Here is a 20,281-nt window from a genome sequence, read left to right as displayed (position 1 = left end):
GTGATCAGTGAGGGGTCAGAGAGCGAATGCCTCTTCGACGGTTGCCCGGAGGGTGAACAACTCATCGAGGCCGGTAACGCGGAAGATCCGCAGCAGCTCTTTCTCCAGGCCCGCGAGGACCAGTGGTACTCCGGCCGCCTCGGTGCGCTGATAGAGGCCGATGAGCACGGTCAGGCCGGTGGAGTCGCAGTACATCAGCCCGCTCAGGTCGACCACCAGCGTGGTGCCGGGTGTCAGGTGAACGCCCTCAAGCACTTCGGTGAGGTGAGGCGAGGTGTGCTGATCGAGTTCACCCCCTACCTTCACCACGTCGGCGCCGGAGGGGTGAGCGTGGCGGGCCACGGTCAAAAGGGAAGCGGTCACCTGTTCCTCCAGGGCGAGCAGTACGGGCGGTACAAGCCTCTCGGCGCGTTGGACGCTGAACCGCTCCGGGATCGGTGGAGGCTCTATGCGTTGACTCCAGCCGCCGGTTGGGGCTGGTGTTGAGCGTAGTGGTTGGTCTCGTGCTCGTGGGGCGGGATGTCGCCGATCGCTGTGTGCAGGCGCTGGTTGTTGAACCAGTCGACCCATTCCGCAGTGGCGAGTTCAACGTCGGCCAGGCCGTGCCAGGGCCTGCGCGGCTTGATCAACTCCGTCTTGTAGAGGCCGATCTGGGATTCCATGAGCGCGTTGTCCAAGGCGTCGCCGACGGTGCCGATCGAGGCGTCGATGCCGGCCTCGATTAGGTGCGCGGTGAACGCGAAAGACGTGTACTGACTGCCCGCGTCCGAATGATGAACCAGCCCCGGGCCGACGGGAGTTCCGGCGCGATCGCGACGCCACAAGGCCATGTCGAGCGCGTCGAGGACGAGCTTGGCCCGCTTGCTGGTGGCGGCGGACCAGCCCACGATCGCCCGGGAGAACACGTCCACGACGAACGCGACGTAGACGATCCCCGACCAGGTGGCGACATAGGTGAAGTCAGCCACCCACCGCTCGTTCGGCCTGGACGCGGTGAAGTCGCGTTGCAGCAGGTCAGCGGACCGCTCATGGCCATCGTCCCGGACGGTGGTGCGGATCTTCTTCCCGCGCCGGGCGCCTTCGAGGCCGAGGTCGCGCATCAGCCGGGCGACGGTGCAGCGGGCCACCGGTATGCCCTCGCGGTGCAGCTGACGCCAGACCTTCCGGACCCCGTAGACGCCGAAATTGTCGGCGTGGACGCGGATGATCTGCGTCTTCAGCTCCCTGTCGCGGATCGACCGGTCGCTGGGGGTGCGGTTCCTGGCGGCGTAGTAGGTGCTCGTCGCGATCTTCAGTCCGTGGCTGGTCAGGACTCGGCAGATCGGCTCGACCCCGAACACCTGGCGGTGTGCGTCGATGAACGCTACGAGCGCTTCGACGGCCGGTCGAGCTCGGCCGCGAAGAAAGCCGAGGCCGCCTTGAGGATCTCGTTCGCCCGTCGCAGTTCGGCGTTCTCGGCCCGCAGCCGCTTGATCTCCGCAGCCTCTTCCGACGTGACTCCGGGCCGCTGGCCTGCGTCGACCTCAGTCTTGCGGACCCAGGTCCTCACCGTCTCGGCGGCACCGATCCCCAGCTTGGCCGCGACCGCCTTCATCGCGGCCCACTCGGTGGGGTAGTTCGGGCGGATCTCCGCAACCATGCGCACCGCGCGCTCGCGAAGCTCGGGAGGGTAAGGGGACGGACGTGCCATGACTCGATCCTCTCAGGGAATCGAGCCTCCATCAGACCCGAAGCGGTTCACGGCCACACTCCTGTGCTGGCCTCCCTGGCACGCCACCGTGAGGCGAACCAGACGGCCCACAGGGACTTCGTCGGCCAGGGCGCGGAGCTGGACGGCGGTGAGGGTGATGGTGTTCCACGCGCCGGGGGTGGCCAGGACATGGGCGTGGGCGTCGGCGTCCAGGCCGGTGCGGTAGCGCATCGAGGGATCGTCGGCGGGGTTGGTTGGCCCGGTCGAGCAGTGCCTACAGCGTTGTGATCTCCACGGCGACGGTGCTGTAGAGGCTGGGGACGGTGCCCAGGCCGGCCGTGCAGGTCAGGATGCTGGCCGCGGGGGCGGTTTGGTCGATGAGCACGGTGTGGCCTTGGAACAGACCGGAGGTCACGGTGCCGGTGAGCAGTGTTTGAAGGACGGCGCCCACCACGGTGGCGGAGACGTTCAGTGACATGGTGCTGGTCTGGCCGGTGTTCCAGGTGACGGTCAGCGTGCGGGTGGCGCTGCCCAGTAGGTCGAAGCAGCTGCGTGCTCGGGGGGCGTTGTTGAGGGTTGCGGTGCCGGAGGTGACTGCGGTGGTGGCGGAGACGCAGGGGCCGAACTGGTAGGAGACGGTGGAGGCGACCTGTTGTGGGGTGTTGGTGAGTGCCGGGCTGTAGGTGGTGACCGCGCTGCTGGGCGGTGTGCAGGTGAGGGCGAGGATGCCGCTGGGGGTTGCCTGGGCCGCCGGAGCTGCAGCGAGTGAGCCTGCCAGCAGGCAGGCACCCATGAGCAGGGCGGCCAGTCGGGACCGGGCTCGTTTGGTGGTGAGCGTGAACGGGGGCATCGGATCGTCTCCCATCGAAGGGGGATGCTGCGCAGGATGGTTCCGGGTGCCACGGCGACGCGAAGCCGTACGGGTCTGCCGCAGCGGGGGAGTTCAGGGTCCAGGGCACTGTTCGCCGTTGAGAAGGGCGTGGGCGAGACCAGGGGAAGCGTATGGGGGCGCATGGCCCAGCGCGCGGTCTGGTGGAGCTGTGCACGTATCTCCGTGGTGGTCTTTGCCGTTACGCCTGATGGCCCCACGATTCATGCGAAGACGTGTCCTGTGTGCGGTGCGGTTCGTTGCCTGTGTATGAATCCTCGATCTGTGCGTGCTCTGGCTCTTACTACGACCGCCTTCGGTGTGGTTCTTGGCGGTGCCGGGAGTGCGGCTGCCGGTGGTATCGGTGACCTCCTTTCGCCGGCGTTCGGCACAGCCTGCGCCAATCATGGTGTCGGTGGTCAGGCTGCGGGGGAAGCCCGGGGTGGTTCAGGACACGTCGACGGAAATACGGTGGGTGTCCCCCTGGCCAATGCGCTCAATCAGTGCGGTGGAGCAGATCTGCCGGGACAGGATGCCGTCATCAATCTCGCGAGGCCCGATTCCGCACAGAATCTGGCCATGGGTACGCTCACTCCAAAGCCCGCCTCGGATTCATATGTGGACTTCGTTATCGGGCAGGCCTCCGTAGAGCTGACCAACCTCTTCAATGGGGACCAGGCGCTGGGGCAGGCGCTGGGAGGGTTTCTGGGCTCGTCTGGAGGCCTCCGGTAGCCTGTCGGCACCCCAGACACCGGCTGCCGGTGGCCCTTGGGACAGCCGGCGCATCCTTCAGCCGGTTTGAAGAGCAGCCACCTTCGCACCGAAGCCGCTCTGTTCAACAACCCTGAGGCAGGGTTGTTGAACAGAGCGGCTTCGGTGCGGGACGTTTGCGCACAATTTGGCACGCAGTAATTCTTTAACTCGCTTACCGAAATAGCGATCGAACTCGAAGACCTTCCGGTTCGCCTTCAAAAACCGGGCAACTCCGCACGGAAAATGTTCACACCAAAGCAAGACCGGCCGCTTAATGGATCCCTGCCCGCCCAAGGGACTCACATTACCGGGCCTCTTTCACTGCTGGATTCCAGGAGTGAGGATCCAGAATATTATTGCAGGCCAGAGGCACTCAAGGTGGGCATCTGAGTTGCGGACTGGGGAAGCTGGGTGAGCGGCGCATTCTGCCCAAGCTGACCGAGCATGTCCTGGGCACCAGGCAGGTCTGCGCCGCCGCACTGGTTGAGAGCCCCGGTGAGGGGAAGGCCGGCAAGGTTCCCGCCCGCGGACCCCGTGCTGTGTGTAGTGGCTCCGTCCGCCTTCGCGCCCACCTGGTGGTTGGCGCAGGAGGTGCCGAAAGCCGGGCTGAGGAAGTCACCGATACCGCCGGCGGACGCGGGAGCGGCGACCACGACGCCGCCCGCCACGGCAGTGGCGGTGAGAGCAAGCGCGGTGAATGCCTGAGAGCGTTGTGTCATGACCGGTGAACGAACGCTGCGACAGCCGGTCACGTACCGACTCACCCGTCCGGTGACATGCCCCGGCCCGGTCGGCGGCCGCGACCAGGGGCCGGGTGGATCAGGCCGGGGTCGAAGAGGAGGACAGGACGGGGTGGCCGATGTGGTGGTGCTCGATCTCGACGCCGTACGCCCCGCTCCACGCCTCCCAGACCAGGAGCCCGACGGCTTCCGCTACCGCGACGCTGCGGTGCCGGCCTCCCTGGCATGCCACCGTGAGCCGCACCAGGCGGCCCATGGGGACTTCGTCGACCAGGGCGCGGAGCTGGACGGCGGTGCGCAGGATCACCTCCAGGGCGGCGGGGGTCACCAGGACGTGGGCGTGCACGTCGGCGTCCAGGCCGGTGCGGTAGCGCATCGCGGGGTCGTCGGCGGGGTTGCGTAGTGCGCGGCTCAGGTCGAGGTACAGGCCGTCGGTGACGAGGCCCGGGGCGCCGTCGTGACGGACGCCGATGGAGGAGACTACGGCGGCGACCGGGCCGCGGCCGGGGAGGTGTGTGATCTGCATGCCCCCCACGCTCCCGCCCCCACAACTCCCCTGCCAATAGTTGCCCGTTGCCTCTGCGGGTAGGCAACGGGCAACGCACCGGGGGCCGTTGGTGCGGGCGAGGGGTCGGGGCCGCAGGGCGGGGCCTCGCTCCCCCGGGCGGGCGCGAGGCCGCTGGAGGGCTACGGTGGGCCGATGGACGCACGCGAGGTCATGGTGGAGCTCCACGGCGGGCAGCTAGACGGGCAGCGGGTCCCGTTCGACCCGGAGGATCCCGATCCGTGGATCGCGGTCATCAGCGACCACGGCCGCTACCCCGGAGGCCGCTCCCTGTACCGGCCCGACGCGGACGGCGTCTGGCGATGGGAATGCGACCTGCGCCCCGAGGAACTGCGACCCGGCCCCCGCCCTCGGGCGGGGGCCTGGAACCGGTCTACCGCTCGCCGAGCTTGACCTCGTAGGACTCCACTTCAGCGCCCTCGCCCAGGGCCTCGCGCTTGAGCCGCATGTAGCGCTCAAGGGCCGATTCGCTGTACGAGACCGCCGACACCCCGGCCTTGTCGCCCAGCCGCCAACGGATCTTGAAGCTCTTGCCCGCCTGCTTCGCCACGGTCTCCTCCTCCTGTGCTCCGGTACGGCTCCAGCCTCGCACCCGTCACTGACAGCGCAGGTCAGATACTGCGTAGGCTCAGCGCATGAGCTACCACGCGGTACTCCAGTTCCGGCCGCCGGACGGACCTAGGGTCATCTGCACGTGGGAGCGGGAGGAGATCGCGGACGGCAGGTTCGAGGAGTGGGTCTACACCTACTCCGAGCATCCCACCGCCCGCATCACACTGGTCGAGGAGAATGCCGGCGCCCGCCGGGTCCTGTCGGAGTGGACCCGGGCCACCGGCACCATCCGGCACACCTGAGGCTCGCCCGCCCCCTGTCTCAGGCCGGCTGCTCCGCAGGGGCGGGGCGGGTCAGGTGCGCGCAGCGGATCCCGCCCGCCGGGTGCCACTCCATCACCGGCTCGGCGGTGCGGCTGTGCTCAGCGCAGTACGAGATGGGGATCAGGCCGCCGCAGGCCTGCCGCACGCACACGCACTGCGCGCCCGGGGCGGTGTGGGGGACGGCGTGGTCGACCGTGCCGCCCCGGGGGCGGCGGTCGGCGGTGCCGCGCAGGCCGGCGGGCCACACGAGGGTGATCCGCAGCCCGCCCAACCTCGACCGGTACTGCTCGCTCACCCGCACTCCGCCCGGGACCGCGAGCGGGGGCGTGGCGGGCGCGGTGAGGCGGCGCAGGGACGCTCCGGTGTAGGTGGCGGTGAGGGCGGCCAGGGCGTCGGCGTCGGTGTCGGTGTCGGTGGTCCAGCCGGACAGGCGGTCCTCGCCGGCGGCGTCGTCGGCCAGCTCCAGGACCGGGTCATCGAGCCGGAACCGGCGCTCCCCCGCCGCGCCGGACCGCGCGGTGAGGGTGGCCGACGGCATGCCCGCAGGTACGGCGATCTTGTCGTGCGCCAGGAGCCAGGCGACCACCGCGGATCGCTCGAACCGGGGGTGGACGTCGGTCCCGGCGACCGGGGCGGGGAAGTCGTCGTGACGGCGGCGCCAGTTCACCACCGCCGCCCGGCCGACCCCGGCCATCCGCGCGACCGCCGCCAGGAACACCGTGTCCCCTTCCGCCGGGTCGGCGGGGTCGAGGGAGGCGAGCGGGGAGCGGCGGCCCGGGGCGAGGGCGCGCAGGGCCCGCCAGTCCACCGACGGGCGGGAGACGGGCAACAGGGCGATGTCCTGGCCGGAGTACAGCGGGACTGTGACCGGGCCGCCCCGGCTCCGCTTGAACGCGACGTCGACTGTGCGCACGGGGGCGATCCACCCGAGACGGACCACGTGATCCCACTCGGTGCGGCGCACGCCGAGACGGACGGCGGCCTGGTCCGGGCCGAGGAGGACATGGCGGTCCAGGAGCGCGGGCAGGTCCCTGCGGCGGGCGAGGGTGGCGACCTGGTCCGGGTGGACGTCGGGGGTAGCCGGGTCGCCGCCGAGGTAAGCGAGCAGACCGGCGCGGACCAGGTGCCCGATCGCGGAGGCCGTCACCGGCGGACGGCCGAACGGCAGCGGCTCCCCCAATGCTTCGGTCAGCCGCTCCGCCGCCCGCCACGCATCGGCCGGCCCCCGCAGCGCCGCCCGGATCCCCTCCGCGTCGGCGGCCTCCACCACCGCACGCGACCACTCCGTCCCGGCGTCCGGCGCCGGAACCAGCCCTGAGGCGACCGCCCACCGCCAGGCCGACACCGACACCCTCAGGCGGCCCGCCGCCGCGTACTCGTCGTACGTCTCACGCATCACTCGCTCCTCATCTCGCACCGTGGCGCGGCCCGACGACCGGACCGCGCCCGAAACATGCCGAACAATCCTTTTTTGTCAATAGCCGGATTTTCAGGGGGAGTTGGACCGCCACCGCAGAAATCGCGTACGCGTAGGCGAGGGCAGAAGTCACCCGTGCGGGGGATGCGCCCGACAGGTTCTGCCGGGCGGAGCCGACACGTCTGCGTCCCCTTGACCGAGGGTGGTCAAGGGGACGCGGCCTTGGAGTGCAAGGCAGTCAAGGGGGTGCGCGCCTTCGATCCGAGCGGGCCGGCCCCCGCCGGGCGGGGCAGTCACATAAGACGCAGTAACACACGGCGCCAGACGGGGGTTTCGGGGGATCGGTCGAGGTCAGCCCGTGTGAATAACAAGTCGTGTGAACGCGTGTGTTACTGGCGGCGGGGCTGGTTCGGCGGGTCACCGGAGCGCCACGACCAGGGCGACGAGAGCGACGAGGGTGGGGGCCCAGGTGCCGCAGACGGTCAGCGGCTGGGCGAAGCGCGGGTGGCGCAGGACGACGTAGCCGAGGGCGCCGAGGTAGAGCGGGAGGACGAGGGCCAGGAGCAGGAGACGAGCAGGGTGAGCGTGGACACGGCAGGGCCCCCTACAAGGCATGGGCGGGCACGCCGGTTCGGCGTGCGGGTGAAGTGGATGGCGCGGTGGTGCTCCGTACGGCGGTAAAGGCCGGAGGGGGCGCCTTTCGCCGTTCGGGTCAGGCGGCGTCGGGTTCCCGAGCCGCGGACAGCGCTTCGATCGCGTTGACTATGAGGGCGCGGGCGGCGGCCCCGTATACGGCCATGCTGCGCAGCTCCTCGAACGCCGTCTCGTACAGAGTGACTTCACTGGGTTGGGTGATGTTCACCTCGGCGGAGAGCAGCTCGATGGAGGCGAGGGTGTCGTCGTACAGGTGGAACACCTCCTGCGGCCACAGTGTCCGGCTGGGGGTGCTCATGGGGATGATGCCGAGGGAGACGGCCGGGAGGGCGCCGGCGGTGAGGAGGTGGCCGAGCTGGGCTGCCATGTCGTCGCTGTTGCCGAGCTGATACCGGAGGACGCTCTCCTCGATGACGACGACGAAGCGGCGGCCGGCCTGGTGGATGATCCGGGACCGTTCGACCCGGGCGGCGGCGGCCTCGGCGGAGTCGTCCGGGACGCCGAGCAGGCGCGAATTGCTGGAGAGCAGGGCTCGGATGTAGCTCTCGGTCTGGAGGATGCCAGGGACGAGGGTGGGCGAGTAGATCCGGAAGAGCCGGGTGGCCTGATAGAGGCTCGTGTAGCTGGTCTGGAGCTGGCGGAGGCCGTTGCGGGCCCGCGTGCGCCACTCCTGGTACATGGTCTCGGCGTCGCGGGAGAGCGCGACGAGGTCGGCGGCCTGGCCGTCGGCGCCGCAGGCCCGGCACCAGGCGACGATGTCGAGGGTGGATGGTGGCGTCTTGGCCGTCTGGATCCGGGAGACCTTTGAGTGGCTCCACCCACATTGGGTGGCGAGCTTGGTGATCGTCAGCCCCGCGTCCTCGCGCAGCTCACGCAGGTGGCGCGCGACGCCCTCACGAGCGGCCTGCGCCGAGGAGGACGGGGAGACGGACATGATGAGCTCCTGCTATCGAATCTTGTACTCGGCGTGCGGGACAGCACGCTCCCATACCGCCTCGATGGCGTTGGCGTACGCCCTCACGAGGTCGGGCTCCGTACGCAGCTCCATCGGCACGGCAGCCCACAGGCCTTCTCCGGTGAAGTGGTTGAGGAGCAACTGTTCCTCATCGAAGAGCCAGCCGTCCACTACCGGCAGGAGGAGCCCGACGGCCTGGTCCCGGGGGAGCCACCGCACCCCCTCGCCTGCGGCCACGTTTACCGCTGTGCCCGCGTGCTCGTACCGGATGTAGTCGCTCACCGGCTCCGACACGATCCGGACCCGCCGCATCACCACCCCGCGGGTAGTCGCGGCCCGCACCATCTCCACCCAGGGTGCCCAGTACGCGGAGGCTGGGTCGACGTCGCGTTCGCCGGTCTCGCGCCAGTGTCGGTAGTCGTCGGCCTCGTCCGGCACGGTGTAAACGTCGCGGAGCTCCAGGTGGATGGCCGACCACTGGGCGCCGGCGAGTAGCTCATCGAACCGCGGCGGCTCGTTCTGCGGCATCGCAGGCCTCCCTCAGGATCGGGACCATGTGGACGGGTACCCGGACGACCGTCTCCCCGGCCGGGATCGCCTTGACGTGGCCGGGCGCGTTCTTCTCCACGCACTCGGCGCGGGTCGCCTCGTTGGCGGTGTAGCTCTGGATCACGATGTCGCCGGCTTCCTCGTCGACCCAGGCCGTCGGGCTTCCGGTCTGCCCGGACTCGGGGTCTACGCCGATGAACTGTAGGGACATGTTCGGCCTCCCTCGTAAGGGTGTGCACTGATGTGCACCAACGTGCCGCCGCCAAGGCACTCGGTCAAGGGTGCGAACATGCCAGAGCGGCAGGTCGGCTGAATCTGTGCACAGCCGTGCACAACGCTGGTGTGCACGCACAGCCGCTCCCTACCGTCATAGCCACCGGCAGGCACGACAGAGGGCAGGAGCAGCCGATGCGCGAGCACACCGAGCACACGAGCCAGGCAGGTAACACCCCAAGCGCGACCGAGACGGACCTCGGCACGACCCTCCTCCGCCAGGCCGCCACGGCCCTCGAAGAGGAGCACGCCGAGACAGCAGCATTCAGCCTCGTCCGCCAGGCCCTCGCCATACGGCAGACCCCCGCCCCTCAGGAGCTCGCCGAGCTCACCGACTCGCTCCTGACGCACTGCGCGAGCCTCGCCGTCGGCGTGCAGACCATCCCCGCGCGGCAGCGCCCGGCGCGTGGCGCGGGTGCGCTCAGGGACTGGGCCCAGCTCCAGGCCGACGGCCCCGCCGACGGGCCCCTCGGCCCCTGGTCGTACGCCCGCCAGCTCGCGCTCGTCGCCCGCAACATGCTCCAGGCGATCTGCGACCACCGCGGCGCGGCCCTGGAGCGGGCCGCGTACGTCGGCCGGCCGAGCCTGCCGCCGCTGGCGCCGAGCTCGCGGTGAAGGAGTGGCAGCGGCAGACGCTCTACTGCCTGGCCGTCCTCGGGCTCCTCGCCGCCGTCGTCTACAGCACCACGCACTGCAAGGTCGTGGAGATCGACGTCGACGGCGAGAGGGAGCCGGTGCCCGTACGGCTGGGGGTGTGGGTCTCCAACAACAGGGCGAGGCGGGACAAGCTCACCTCGGAGAAGCTCGAGGCTCTACGAAAGTTGGGCATCGACTGGGCGTAGGAGATCCGTCTGTGGCTGCACCGTCTGGATGGACGGGCGCTGCGTCTGATTCTGGGACCAGGCCGTGGGTGTGGAGCGTACGTCGCCTCGCCCGTGCCCCGGAGTTTTTCCGGCTGGGTGTTCTGTCCTGGGAGGTTGTGGACGGGTGAGGCAGGTCTCGATCGGTCGGCGCATGTCCGCCGGAATCTTGACAAGGGTGTCCGAGGTATCTGGGCGGAGCGGGCTCGCTCGGCGCTCTGGGTGGGGAGTGTGAGAGCCTGCCCGAGGCGTCGAGGGGGGCAGGGGCGTCGCCGCGAGGGTATCGGGAAGGTCGTGGGTGGGGTGAGGGACGTGATGCTCCGGGTGGCTAGGGCACGGTGGGCCGCTCAGGGGATGGTTCGGGCGGTGGCGGTAGTGGTGGCGGCGCTGGTCGTGTCGCTGCTTGCGGTCGTACCGGTAGCAGGTGTGTCCGCGGCGGCGCGGGCCGCGGATACCGCATCGGCAACGCCGCCGGCTGCGCCACCGCCTGGGCCTGCGCCCGAGTCGTGGTGGCCGACGGCCATGTTCGTGCCGGTGGAAGGCACGCCGGCCGCCGAGCTGGGCGGGCAGCTCTTCCCCACACTGTCCCCCGCGCCCGGTGGTGGGCGGGTGACCGGGATCGTCGTCACCTACGACCTGTCCGAGGTCGCCCACGCGGTGCGGGTGGTACGGCCGGACGCCTCCTGCACGGCGGCCGGCGAGGTCATCACCTGCCGGGCCATCGACGACTACTCGCTGGCCCCCACCCCCTTCTCCCTGCTCGCCCCCGCCTCCGCACCCCTCGGCGACGCCGGCACCGTCATGGTCCGATTCTCCGGCCGTGCCAACCTCCCGCCCGAGTGGAAGGTGCGGGTGTCCGTCGGACCGCCGGAGTTCCACACGCGGCCGTTTCCCGAACGGTTGTTGCTGCCGGCCTCGTCCCGCGGCACGCCGCCCCCGCTGCGTCCCGCGTTCGTCAACACCGGCGGGCCGCTGCCCACGAGCGTCGTGCTGTTCATATCGGTCAATGACTCGATGCCCGGGCGGAATCGGGTCGAGGACCCGGCGAGGCGGAGCAGCCCGGTCTTGAACGAGACCCTGAAGCTGCCCCGCACCTTCCGTAACTGCCACTACAGCCCCCGCGGGGACGACGCCATCTGCGAAATCCGCGGCCGCCTGCGTCCGGGCCGGGGGTACGAGACGGACGCGGAGATCCGGGCCGAGAACAGCAGCTGCTGCCAGACCGAAGGCTCATACCAGTACCGCGTCTCCGCGTTCGAGGATCTCAAGCCCTTCGAGGTCGCCGAGTACCGGGCGCTGCCCGTGGGCTCCGGCCGGGCGCTGGGGCTCAGGTCGACCGACGCCTCCGGGCTGACCGGTACCGCCTCGGAATCGCTGTCGTTCCGGTCGGCGGACCTGTCCGTCGGAACGCGTTTCTACGCGAAATCGGTGGTGATCGCGGGGATGGTCGGCGCCTGGGCCTCGCTCGAACTCCCGCAGCCGACCGAGACGGACGGCTTCGGTGCCCCGGTCTCCGGCAGCCCGGTGACGGTCGCCCTCCCGCCCGGGGTGTCCTTCGCACCCGCTCCCGAGCCAGGCTCATACCCCTCGGAGCAGCAGTGGTGCGCGCCTGAAGACCTGTCCGCGCGGAGTCTGACCTGCGCGGCGGGTGCATTCCCGACCATGATCGCGGTGAGGATCGACCAGGCGGTTCCTGGCGCCCGGGGCAAGGTGTCGGTCGCCGTCCCTCCCGGTGACACCGACCCGTCCGACAACGAGCTGCCGATCGAGGTACTGGCCACCGGTACCGCGAAGCCGGAGCCACCCAGGGCCACGGCCTCGGCCAAAGCCTCGCCCGACAACGCAACCGGCAAGGGGCCAGGAGGATGGGCTGCCCCGGCCGTGCTGGCACTGGTGACCGCGGCTGGCACAGCAGCGCTCCTCACAGCCCGACGCCGCCGGCGCGCCACGGCCGACGCCCCGACCAACGGCCCCAAGGACACGGGGCGGGTACCCCACGACCTTTGACCGGAAGATCACACCCGCACGGTGCGATCTCTCGGTTTCATGGCAGTGCGCCACCTGCACAGCTACCGCCCCGTGACAGTGAGATCGCCACGATCTCTCACACCTATGACAGTACGCTCCACTCAAGAAAACCAGGTCGACCTGCGGCAATAGGCCGCCCCACCGCTGTCTCTCACTGAGCCTCTTTCATCCTGAATAGCTGCAGGTCAGCAGGGTGTGGACGGCTTGGACGATGGTGCCGATGCGGCGGGTGGAGCATCGGGCTCGGCGGAGGATGCGCCAGGACTTCAGCTGCGCGAAGGAACGTTCGCCAGGAGCTCTCAGGCGGGCGTGGTCGCGGTTGAACTGCTGGTAGTGCTCCGGCTGTTCGCGGTGGTGGTAGTACGGGGTGCGGAAGGTGGCGCCAGCACCTTGGTAGGCGCGGTCGGCGAGAACGAGGATCTGTCGGCTCAGGCAAGCCTGGACGACGGCTGTGGGCCCGGGCCGCGGTCAGGTCGTGAGTGCGGCCCGGCGTTGCACGCGAGAACCACAAGGGTGTGCCGTCGGGACGGGCGATGACCTGCACGTTCATGCCATGCCGGCGGTGCTTCATGGAGTAGTACGGCTCGTCGGCCGCGATCCGGTCGATGGGAATCAGCGTGCCGTCAACGATGACGTGGTCGCCTTCACCGAGGCCGGTGAGGGCTTCGTGGAGGCCGGGAGCCCAGCCGGCCAGGACATCCAATGTCTCGTCGACGTAGCGCCAGGCGGTGGCCTGCGATATCCCAAAACCCGCCCCGAGCTGCGAGAACGTCTCGTTCTTCCGCATATGGACCAGCGTGAGAAGCGCCTGCTTGAAGCACCCGAGCCTGCGCCGGCGGGTATTACGGGCCTGGCGACGCTCATGGAGTAGCCAGGCAACGTGCTCAACCAGCTCGTGCGGGACGTCAAGCATGGCAGGATACGGAACCACCAGGGCCCCTCCGGTCGCCAACGTGTTGAGTGAGATCACCACGCCAACGACCAGGGGCCCTGCCTCGTCACCACACCCGCTGACCAGCCCATTTCACCCTCCAGCACAGGATGAAAGAGGCTCACTGAGCCGTTTCATCCTGTCTCTGTGGGGTGAAATGGCAGGTCAGCGGGGGTGGGTGACAAGGCGAGGCTCCTGGTCGTTGCGGTGGTGTTCTCTACGCACCACGCATCGTCCGAGGAGCCTCGCTCGGTCCCGCATCGTGTCACGATCGATGTCCCGCATGAGCTGGTCGAGCATGCTTCCCGGCTCATCTACGCACGAAGGTGTGAACGCGGTTCGCGGTGGCGGAAGCCGGGCTGCTTCCGGCAGGCCCTGCTCGTACTGGTCCATCTGCGGAAGAACGAGACGCTACCCGCTCTGGCGGCCGGCTTCGGCGTCTCGACCGCCACAGCCTGGCGCTACGTCGACGAGACTCTCGACGTCCTCGCGGCGTGGGCCCCGGGCCTGCACGAGGCCCTGACCGGCCTGGGCGAGGGCGACCACGTGATCGTCGACAGCCGCCCTGATCCCCATCGACCGCATCGCCGCCGACGAGCCGTACTACTCCATGAAACACCGCAAGCACGGGATGAACGTGCAGGTCATCGCCTATCCCGACGGCACACCACTGTGGTTCTCCCGCGCGACGCCCGGCCGCACCCACGACCTGACCGCGGCCCGCGCCCACAGCCGTCGTCCACGCCTGCCTGACCCGGCAGATCCTCGTTCTCGCCGACCGCGCCTACCAGGGCGCCGGCGCCACCGTCCGCACCCCGTACTACCACCACCGCGAACAGCCCGAGCACTACCAGCAGTTCAACCGAGACCACGCCCGCCTGAGAGCTCCCGGGGAACGGGCCTTCGCCCAGCTGAAGTCCTGGCGCATCCTCCGCCGGGCCCGATGCTCCACCCGCCGCATCAGCACGATCGTCCAAACCGTCCACACCCTGCTGACCTGCAGCTATTCAGGATGAAAGAGGCTCAGTAAGGATCTTCAGCGTCGCCTTTCGAGGGTGAGGACGGCCTTGGCAATTGACGTGAGCCGGTTGGGGCTGACCCGCGCTTTGCGGAAGATTCGCCAGGCCTTGAGCCGGGCGAAGGCCCGCTCGACGGGGAAGCGGAGTCGTGCGTGTGCTCGGTTGACGGCTGCTTGCCTGGTGGTGAGGGGTCTTCCGAGGTGGCGTTTGAACGGGACCTGGAACGTGCCGCCGGCCCCGGCGTAGGCCTTGTCGGCCAGCACGGGGATCCGCAGTCGCTCACAGATCGTGACGATGCGGTGGATGCGGGCGGCGGTGATGTCGACCGTGCGGCCCGGCAGTGCGGGTGAGTACCAGATCAGCTCGCCCGCGGGATCGGTGACGGCCTGGATGTTCACTCCGTGCCGTCGGGCCTTTCCGGAGTAGTCCCGTTCGTGATCGCCGACACGGTCGCACTCGGCGATGGTGCCGTCCACCAGGACGTACTCGGGACGGGCTCGGCGGAGCGCCTGTGTGAGGGATGGCGCCTTCGAGGCGAGGAGTTTGATCACGCTCTGTACATAGGCGTGGGCGGTGCCTTCGCTGATCCGGAAGCCCGCGGCGAGCTTCGCGTAGGTGGTGTGCTCGCGCAGGTAGACCAGGGTGATGATGGCGCGCTGCGAAGGTCGCAGTTTGCACCGGCGGTCACCCTCGCGGGTGACGATCAGCATCGTGACCCACTCCACGAGCGCATGCGGCAGGTCGAGTGCGGCAGGATAGACGACCAACGAGGCCTCCGGTCAAAGCGGTTGAGACGTCAAACATCTCGAACCACTGCCCGAAGGCCTCGTCTGCTATCCGCCCGCACTCGTCACCCGATCGGTGACCACTCTGAAGATCCTTAGTGTTCGTGTATTCCGGTCTACCATCAGCGCGTCGTCGCCCACTCATTGCAGTCGGGCTCCGGCAAGACGCGGGCGGGGATCTTTTTGTTGTAGGTGAACGTCTCCAGTTCTGGCCCGTCCGTAGATAGAATTTTACTCTCGTGCTCATGACATGTAGTCGCCGAAAGGAATCCAAGGTGGGGGAGTTACCGGGCGGAGCGGACATCCAGCCTTTGGAGGACGATGATCCGGCCCGGCTCGGCCGATTCCCATTGATCGGCCGCCTGGCAGCCGGTGGCATGGGGCGGGTCTATCTGGGCCGTTCACTCACCGACGGCATGCTGGTGGCCATCAAGTCCCCCCTGGCACAGGCTGAAGTCAGCGCTGTCGACCGCAGACGCTTCGCCCGTGAAGTAAAGGTGGCCCGGCGGGCGGAAGGCTTACACACCGCACGCGTACTGGGAGCGGACGCCGAAGCTGAACGGCCATGGCTGGCCACCGAATACATTCCGGCACCCTCGTTGGCGGAACTGGTCTCAGGAGCCGGAACACTGGCTGGCGCAGCTGCCCGGTGGGTGACACGCGGAGCTGTGGAAGCAATCGCGGAGCTCCATCGACACGGGATCGTGCACAGAGATGTGAAGCCGCATAACTTGCTGTTGCCTCTGAGCGGACCACGGCTGATCGACTTCGGCATCTCACACGCAGCTGACCTGACACGTACGCAGCTGACCTTGGGCACGGTGGCCTTCACCTCACCGGAGCAGGCACGCGGTGAGCCTTCAACAGCGGCGTCGGACATCTACTCCCTGGGTGCAACCCTCTTCTACCTCGTCGTCGGCCGCGCCCCGTACCCGGCCGGTACGGAGATGCTGGCACTGCTCACATACGTGGCGGAGGCGAACCTCGACCTGACGGGCCTACCCGACGAAATCGCTCCAGTGGTGCGCAAGTGCCTCGCCCTAAGACCCAAAGACCGGCCGGGAGTGGAAGACCTGCTGGACAGCCTCACCACCGAACTGGCCGAGATGCCCACACTGACTAGTCCGGAAGGCTGGCTACCCCACCCCTGGATCACGATCATCGAGGCCTATGCACGCCAGGGCCGCGAGCTCACAGTCGATCCCCGCGCAGCTGGCATTGCTCCCGCGCAGCCCGCGAAACCACAGGAAAGCACACTGCTCCTAGGCCGCCCAGCAGCCCACTCTGCACAAACAGCCGTCGAACGTACGGCACACCTGCCCACTACCCCCCAGGACGACACACCACAGCCCGGCGATCGCCCTGCACAATCGCGAAGCCGTCGTGAGAACGTCTTCGTGCGTACCGTACAAGTGCTTATGACGTCCGTACTCTTGATACTGGGCGGCGGACTGACCTACGGCTACTACCAGAACAGGCAAGCCGAACAAAACGACCCCATCGACCGGGCCTTCGCCGAGATCAGGACCGGCGACTGCGTCCAGACCGCCCTCGATCTCACGGGCCACTGGCTCGCCCCTTCACCCCAGACCACGGACTGCACTGCACCCGCCGCTCACTGGCGCGTTGTTTCCTCCACCAGCCGGGCAGTACCAGACCGCTGCGGAGCCCCCTACTCCGCAGTGGCCTGGACTCGGTCCAGCCGCGCAGCCACCATCAGTCTCTGCCTCGAACGGCTCTTCCACCCGGGCGAGTGCGTGATCGGCGCTCAGCCCGTCCCCGCAGTCCTCACCGAGGTCACGCCGCTCAGGACCGCGTCCGTCTTCGCCACGACCGTCCAGTGCTCCGATACAGCCCCGGACACCCTCGCAGTCCTGCGCGTACTGCAGTACGGAGCGTCCGACACGGCCTGCCCGCCACGGACACAAGTCCGCTACAGGTTTTCCGACCGGGGGCGGATACTGTGTTTGACGACGATCTGATCCTGCGTCCACTTCACCGGGCAGATCCCACCTCGCTGGGTCCGTACCAGCTCCTCGGACGCATCGGCGCTGGCGGTATGGGCCGTATCTACCTCGCGAACCGGGACGGGACCGAAGGCCTCTATGCCGTCAAAACCCTTCTGGTCGAAGGTCTGACAACCGATGCGGACCGAGACCGATTCGCCCGCGAGGTCAAGGTGGCCAGACGCGCAGCCGGACCCCAAACAGCTCGTGTATTCGACGCGGACCCGCACGCCTCGCTGCCCTGGCTCGCAACGGAGTACGTCGCGGCACCTTCCCTGGGTGATCTCGTGACACGCTGCGGAACTGCTCATCCCACTGCCGCCGCCCGCATCCTCGCTGACTGCGCCGTCGCCCTGGAAGCACTGCACTCCACTGGGGTCATCCATCGCGATCTGAAACCGCACAACATCCTGCTGACTTCCCAGGGAATACGACTCATCGACTTCGGCATCTCACATGCCTCCGACCTGACCCGCACCCGTGTCACACTCGGCACCGTCGCCTACATCGCTCCCGAACAAGCCCGCGGGGAACCCGCCACAGCTGCCTGCGACATCTGGGCCCTGGGCGCCACACTCAGCACCCTGGCAACCGGTCACCCCCCCTACCCCGACACTGGCGACCCGGTGCGCCTTCTGGCACTCGTATCTCGAGCAACGGTCGACCTCAGCGACCTTCCCGCCCCACTGCGTCCGCTCGCAGAAGCGTGCCTGACCCCCGACGCGGCCGACCGGCCCACCCTGACAGAACTGCGCGTATTGGCCGAGGATTGTAAAATCGCGCACCGGCCGTTCCGAACCGACGCAGTCGAACCGCCTGATAGCTGGATCGCCCTGATATCCGACTACGAGATTGAAGGGGAACAGCTCAAGGAGGAGTACGCCCCCGGCCCGCCGGCACATGGTCTCGAACGAACTCGGCGAATCGCGGGGCTGACGCCGAAGGGGTGGAAAGCCGCCGGGAGTTTGATCTTCAACTTCAGTGCACTGATCTTCCTCGGCACTGCAGGTCTGCTCGCCCTCATCATCGTCATCGCGGTCGTCGTGATCACCCTCTTACCTTATTGATCCGAAACGGTTCGGGTTCTGGGTCGTTGGTGGTGTGTGAGCGATCTAGTGGGGGACGCGCGGCATCTGTCGCCGTCGGCGCAGGAGGCCCTTCGGCTGCGGGCGGTGGCCGCGCTGGTGGCGGGGCGGGACCGTGAGGACGTGGCGGCGGTTTTCGGGGTGTCGCTGAAAGCGGTCGATATCTGGTGGGCGAAGTGGCAGGCCGGCGGGCGGGATGCGCTGGTCATGCGCCCGCGGGGCAAGCCGGTAGGGGTGCACCAGATGCTCGGGGAGGCCGAGCAGGCCGCCGTGCGTCAGGCGGTTCTCGACCATCGCCCGTGCGACGTGGGCCTGGGCGGGCAGCTGTGGACGCGGCGGCTGGTGGGCGAGCTGATCGCGAAGCTGTACCGGGTGAGGCTGACCGAGGTGGGGGTGGGCAAGTACCTGAAGCGGTGGGGGCTGTCCTTCCAGCGCCTCGACAAACGGGCTGTGGAACAGGACCCGGAGGCCGTGCGCCGCTGGCACGAGGAGACCTGGCCGGCGATCAGGGCGAAGGTGAGGAGGGACGGCGGCGAGATTCTGTTCGCCGACCAGGTCGGCATCCGATCGGACCAGGTCACCGGCCGCACCTGGGGCGAGAAGGGGAAAACGTCCGTCGTACGGCGGAGCGGGAACCGGTTCTCGGTGAACGCGATGTCGGCGATCAGCACCAGGGGCCGGCCGGATGCACTTCATGGTCTTCACCGAGAGTTTCACCGCCGAGGTGATGTGTCGCTTCCTGGACCGGCTGGCCGGCCACTTCGACCACAAGGTCCACCTCGTCGTCGACGGGCACTCCGCCCACCGGTCCAAGAAGGTCCGCGACTGGCTCGCCGCCCACCCCGACGACGTCGAGCCGCACTTCCTCCCCGCCTACTCACCCGAGCTGAACCCCGACGAGCTGGCGGGCGCCGACCTCAAGCACAGCCTGCCCAAGCAGCACCGAGCCCGCGATCAAGCCGAACTCGCCGCCGAAACCCGCCGCTTCTTCCGCCGGCGCCAACGCCAGCCGCACATAGTCCGCGGCTACTTCGGCGGCCCACACGTCCGCTACGTCCTGGACGAGGACCCCATGGGTTTCTGATCAATACGCTGTGGCCCACGACCACCGGCTGATCTTCGTTCGTCTATACAACTCACGATGATCAACGGTGGCCGTCCTCATCGGAGACCGACCTCACTCGGCACGATCAAGGCGGGCGTCAGACCGGCTGTCCGCTGTCAGAGGGTGGCGGCACGCAGCAGGATCAGGGCGACGGAGACGATGGTGAGGACCGCCGCCGGAGACGCGCCCCTGCGGTCGCCGACGCGCAGGTGGAAGGCGACCGCCCCGGCGAAGTAGAGCGTCAGGCCGATCGCGGCGGCGATTCCGACGGGTCCCCACCAGAGTCCGGCGATCACACCGGCCGCGCCCGCGACCTGAGCGCATATCAGGAGAGCCATCATGCCCTGCGGCACTCCGAGGGTGGACATCTGCTCGGTGATGTGCCGTGTGCGCAGGGACTTGGCCCCGGCCGATACCAGGAGGAGCGCCGACATGAGCACGGTGACGACGGCAAGGGAGACGGACATGGCTGGAACCTCAATCGTGCGAGATGCGGGTAAGGGGGCGTGCGCACCTCGACGACGATAGGCGGCCGAAAGGTACCTCCAGGTAACCTTCGGGGCATGAGCCTGCGACCCGGAATCGCGTTCCTCGCCGACTGTCCCGCTCTGCTGGCCCTGGAGATCATCGCCAGCAAGTGGTCCATGGTCACGCTCTTCGCGCTGACCGACGGCCCGTTGCGTCACGGCGAGCTGGTCGAGCTGAGCGGTGGCATTTCGCGCAAGGTGCTGACCCAGACGCTGCGCCGGCTCCAGGCCAACGGGCTCGTCGAGCGGCACGCGTACGCCGAGGCGCCGCCGCGCGTGGAGTACGCCCTGACCGATCTCGGGCGAACCCTGGAGGAGCCCATCAGGATGCTCACCGCATGGGCGCGGGAGAACGGCGAGGCGGTCGTCACCTTCCGGGAAACAGCCCAGGTGGCCAGGGCCATCGAGGCGGATCAGGCGACCTTGGTGAAGACTCCTCATGTTGATGAGAACCCGAGCCGTTTCTGATCAATACACGAACGACAGCCAACCTGCACTGGAAAACGACAGCGACCTTCACCAAGAAAACGACACCCCCACAAGCCCACCCACCCCAACCACCAGCAAAGACAGCTCACACACCCAGTGCAGACAAC

Annotated in this window: 21 protein-coding genes and 3 pseudogenes; 10 read left to right on the top strand and 14 right to left on the bottom strand. The window is 68.4% G+C overall.

Annotated features, from left to right (window positions below; genetic code table 11):
* Positions 1-15: 15 nt before the first annotated feature.
* The 5 genes from AB0398_RS31050 to AB0398_RS31030 all read right to left on the bottom strand — a co-directional run bounded on the left by AB0398_RS31050 (position 16) and on the right by AB0398_RS31030 (position 4,577).
* A complete protein-coding gene (locus AB0398_RS31050) occupies positions 16-363 on the bottom strand; it encodes an STAS domain-containing protein (RefSeq protein ID WP_366378987.1) in 348 nt (115 codons plus the stop codon).
* An 83-nt stretch (positions 364-446) separates the two neighbouring features.
* A protein-coding gene (locus AB0398_RS31045; protein ID WP_366378986.1) for an IS3 family transposase occupies positions 447-1,690 on the bottom strand; the annotation gives its coding sequence in 2 pieces (ribosomal slippage) (positions 447-1,408 and positions 1,408-1,690; 1,245 coding nt in all).
* A gap of 12 nt (positions 1,691-1,702) precedes the next feature.
* Positions 1,703-1,921: a hypothetical protein gene (locus AB0398_RS31040; RefSeq protein WP_366378985.1), complete on the bottom strand. Its 219-nt coding sequence runs from the start codon at positions 1,919-1,921 to the stop codon at positions 1,703-1,705.
* Positions 1,922-1,964: 43 nt separating this feature from the next.
* Positions 1,965-2,540, bottom strand: a complete 576-nt coding sequence (locus AB0398_RS31035; protein ID WP_366378984.1) for a hypothetical protein — start codon at positions 2,538-2,540, stop codon at positions 1,965-1,967.
* A gap of 1,590 nt (positions 2,541-4,130) precedes the next feature.
* The gene (locus tag AB0398_RS31030) at positions 4,131-4,577 is read right to left on the bottom strand and encodes an RNase adapter RapZ (RefSeq protein WP_366378983.1); all 447 of its coding nucleotides are present in this window, start codon (positions 4,575-4,577) and stop codon (positions 4,131-4,133) included.
* A 174-nt stretch (positions 4,578-4,751) separates the two neighbouring features.
* Between AB0398_RS31030 and AB0398_RS31025 the strand changes: the two genes are divergently transcribed.
* Entirely contained in the window at positions 4,752-5,009 is a 258-nt protein-coding gene (locus AB0398_RS31025) for a hypothetical protein (protein WP_366378982.1), read from the top strand.
* Here the strand turns inward: AB0398_RS31025 and AB0398_RS31020 are convergent.
* Entirely contained in the window at positions 4,990-5,166 is a 177-nt protein-coding gene (locus tag AB0398_RS31020) for a hypothetical protein (RefSeq protein ID WP_366378981.1), read from the bottom strand. The two genes, AB0398_RS31025 and AB0398_RS31020, sit on opposite strands and share 20 nt — an antisense overlap.
* A gap of 85 nt (positions 5,167-5,251) precedes the next feature.
* Here AB0398_RS31020 and AB0398_RS31015 point away from each other — a divergent pair, with 85 nt between their 5' ends.
* Positions 5,252-5,470 (top strand): hypothetical protein, encoded by a 219-nt coding sequence (locus AB0398_RS31015; protein ID WP_366378980.1) that lies wholly within the window; start codon positions 5,252-5,254, stop codon positions 5,468-5,470.
* Positions 5,471-5,489: 19 nt separating this feature from the next.
* Here AB0398_RS31015 and AB0398_RS31010 read toward each other — a convergent pair whose 3' ends face one another.
* The 5 genes from AB0398_RS31010 to AB0398_RS30990 all read right to left on the bottom strand — a co-directional run bounded on the left by AB0398_RS31010 (position 5,490) and on the right by AB0398_RS30990 (position 9,277).
* The gene (locus AB0398_RS31010) at positions 5,490-6,887 is read right to left on the bottom strand and encodes a hypothetical protein (protein WP_366378979.1); all 1,398 of its coding nucleotides are present in this window, start codon (positions 6,885-6,887) and stop codon (positions 5,490-5,492) included.
* Between the two features lie 438 nt (positions 6,888-7,325).
* A complete protein-coding gene (locus AB0398_RS31005; protein WP_366378978.1) occupies positions 7,326-7,523 on the bottom strand; it encodes a hypothetical protein in 198 nt (65 codons plus the stop codon).
* 97 nt (positions 7,524-7,620) lie between these two features.
* Positions 7,621-8,496, bottom strand: coding sequence for a helix-turn-helix transcriptional regulator (locus AB0398_RS31000; RefSeq protein ID WP_366378977.1), 876 nt, complete (start codon positions 8,494-8,496; stop codon positions 7,621-7,623).
* 12 nt (positions 8,497-8,508) lie between these two features.
* Complete coding sequence (locus tag AB0398_RS30995; RefSeq protein WP_366378976.1) at positions 8,509-9,045, bottom strand: DUF6879 family protein; 537 nt, start codon at positions 9,043-9,045, stop codon at positions 8,509-8,511.
* Positions 9,014-9,277: a hypothetical protein gene (locus tag AB0398_RS30990; protein ID WP_366378975.1), complete on the bottom strand. Its 264-nt coding sequence runs from the start codon at positions 9,275-9,277 to the stop codon at positions 9,014-9,016. Before AB0398_RS30990 ends, AB0398_RS30995 begins: the two co-directional genes overlap by 32 nt.
* Positions 9,278-9,474: 197 nt before the next feature.
* Between AB0398_RS30990 and AB0398_RS30985 the strand changes: the two genes are divergently transcribed.
* The 3 genes from AB0398_RS30985 to AB0398_RS30975 all read left to right on the top strand — a co-directional run bounded on the left by AB0398_RS30985 (position 9,475) and on the right by AB0398_RS30975 (position 12,206).
* Positions 9,475-9,954 carry a DUF6415 family natural product biosynthesis protein gene (locus AB0398_RS30985; RefSeq protein ID WP_366378974.1) on the top strand — a complete coding sequence of 160 codons (480 nt, stop codon included), beginning with the start codon at positions 9,475-9,477 and terminating at the stop codon, positions 9,952-9,954.
* Positions 9,951-10,181 carry a helicase associated domain-containing protein gene (locus AB0398_RS30980; protein ID WP_366378973.1) on the top strand — a complete coding sequence of 77 codons (231 nt, stop codon included), beginning with the start codon at positions 9,951-9,953 and terminating at the stop codon, positions 10,179-10,181. Before AB0398_RS30985 ends, AB0398_RS30980 begins: the two co-directional genes overlap by 4 nt.
* 384 nt (positions 10,182-10,565) lie before the next feature.
* Positions 10,566-12,206 carry a hypothetical protein gene (locus AB0398_RS30975; RefSeq protein ID WP_366378972.1) on the top strand — a complete coding sequence of 547 codons (1,641 nt, stop codon included), beginning with the start codon at positions 10,566-10,568 and terminating at the stop codon, positions 12,204-12,206.
* Between the two features lie 186 nt (positions 12,207-12,392).
* Here AB0398_RS30975 and AB0398_RS30970 read toward each other — a convergent pair.
* A pseudogene (locus AB0398_RS30970) lies at positions 12,393-13,200 on the bottom strand (transposase family protein).
* Between the two features lie 228 nt (positions 13,201-13,428).
* Here AB0398_RS30970 and AB0398_RS30965 point away from each other — a divergent pair.
* A pseudogene (locus AB0398_RS30965) lies at positions 13,429-14,174 on the top strand (transposase family protein).
* Between the two features lie 20 nt (positions 14,175-14,194).
* Here the strand turns inward: AB0398_RS30965 and AB0398_RS30960 are convergent.
* Entirely contained in the window at positions 14,195-14,944 is a 750-nt protein-coding gene (locus AB0398_RS30960) for a transposase family protein (RefSeq protein WP_366378971.1), read from the bottom strand.
* A 293-nt stretch (positions 14,945-15,237) separates the two neighbouring features.
* Between AB0398_RS30960 and AB0398_RS30955 the strand changes: the two genes are divergently transcribed.
* The 3 genes and pseudogenes from AB0398_RS30955 (at position 15,238) to AB0398_RS30945 (ending at position 19,137) form a co-directional block, all read left to right on the top strand.
* Positions 15,238-16,944: a serine/threonine-protein kinase gene (locus AB0398_RS30955; protein ID WP_366378970.1), complete on the top strand. Its 1,707-nt coding sequence runs from the start codon at positions 15,238-15,240 to the stop codon at positions 16,942-16,944.
* Positions 16,926-18,035: a serine/threonine-protein kinase gene (locus AB0398_RS30950; RefSeq protein WP_366378969.1), complete on the top strand. Its 1,110-nt coding sequence runs from the start codon at positions 16,926-16,928 to the stop codon at positions 18,033-18,035. Before AB0398_RS30955 ends, AB0398_RS30950 begins: the two co-directional genes overlap by 19 nt.
* A gap of 96 nt (positions 18,036-18,131) precedes the next feature.
* A pseudogene (locus AB0398_RS30945) lies at positions 18,132-19,137 on the top strand (IS630 family transposase).
* A gap of 137 nt (positions 19,138-19,274) precedes the next feature.
* Here the strand turns inward: AB0398_RS30945 and AB0398_RS30940 are convergent.
* A complete protein-coding gene (locus AB0398_RS30940) occupies positions 19,275-19,625 on the bottom strand; it encodes a DoxX family protein (RefSeq protein WP_366378968.1) in 351 nt (116 codons plus the stop codon).
* A 96-nt stretch (positions 19,626-19,721) separates the two neighbouring features.
* Here AB0398_RS30940 and AB0398_RS30935 point away from each other — a divergent pair, with 96 nt between their 5' ends.
* Positions 19,722-20,153: a helix-turn-helix domain-containing protein gene (locus tag AB0398_RS30935; protein WP_366378967.1), complete on the top strand. Its 432-nt coding sequence runs from the start codon at positions 19,722-19,724 to the stop codon at positions 20,151-20,153.
* The last annotated feature ends 128 nt before the right edge of the window (positions 20,154-20,281 follow it).

The sequence above is a fragment of the Streptomyces sp. NPDC086147 genome (assembly GCF_040702165.1).
Lineage (GTDB): Bacteria > Actinomycetota > Actinomycetes > Streptomycetales > Streptomycetaceae > Streptomyces.
Note: the sequence above shows the minus strand (reverse complement) of the source record. Positions and strands in the feature narration are given on the sequence as shown.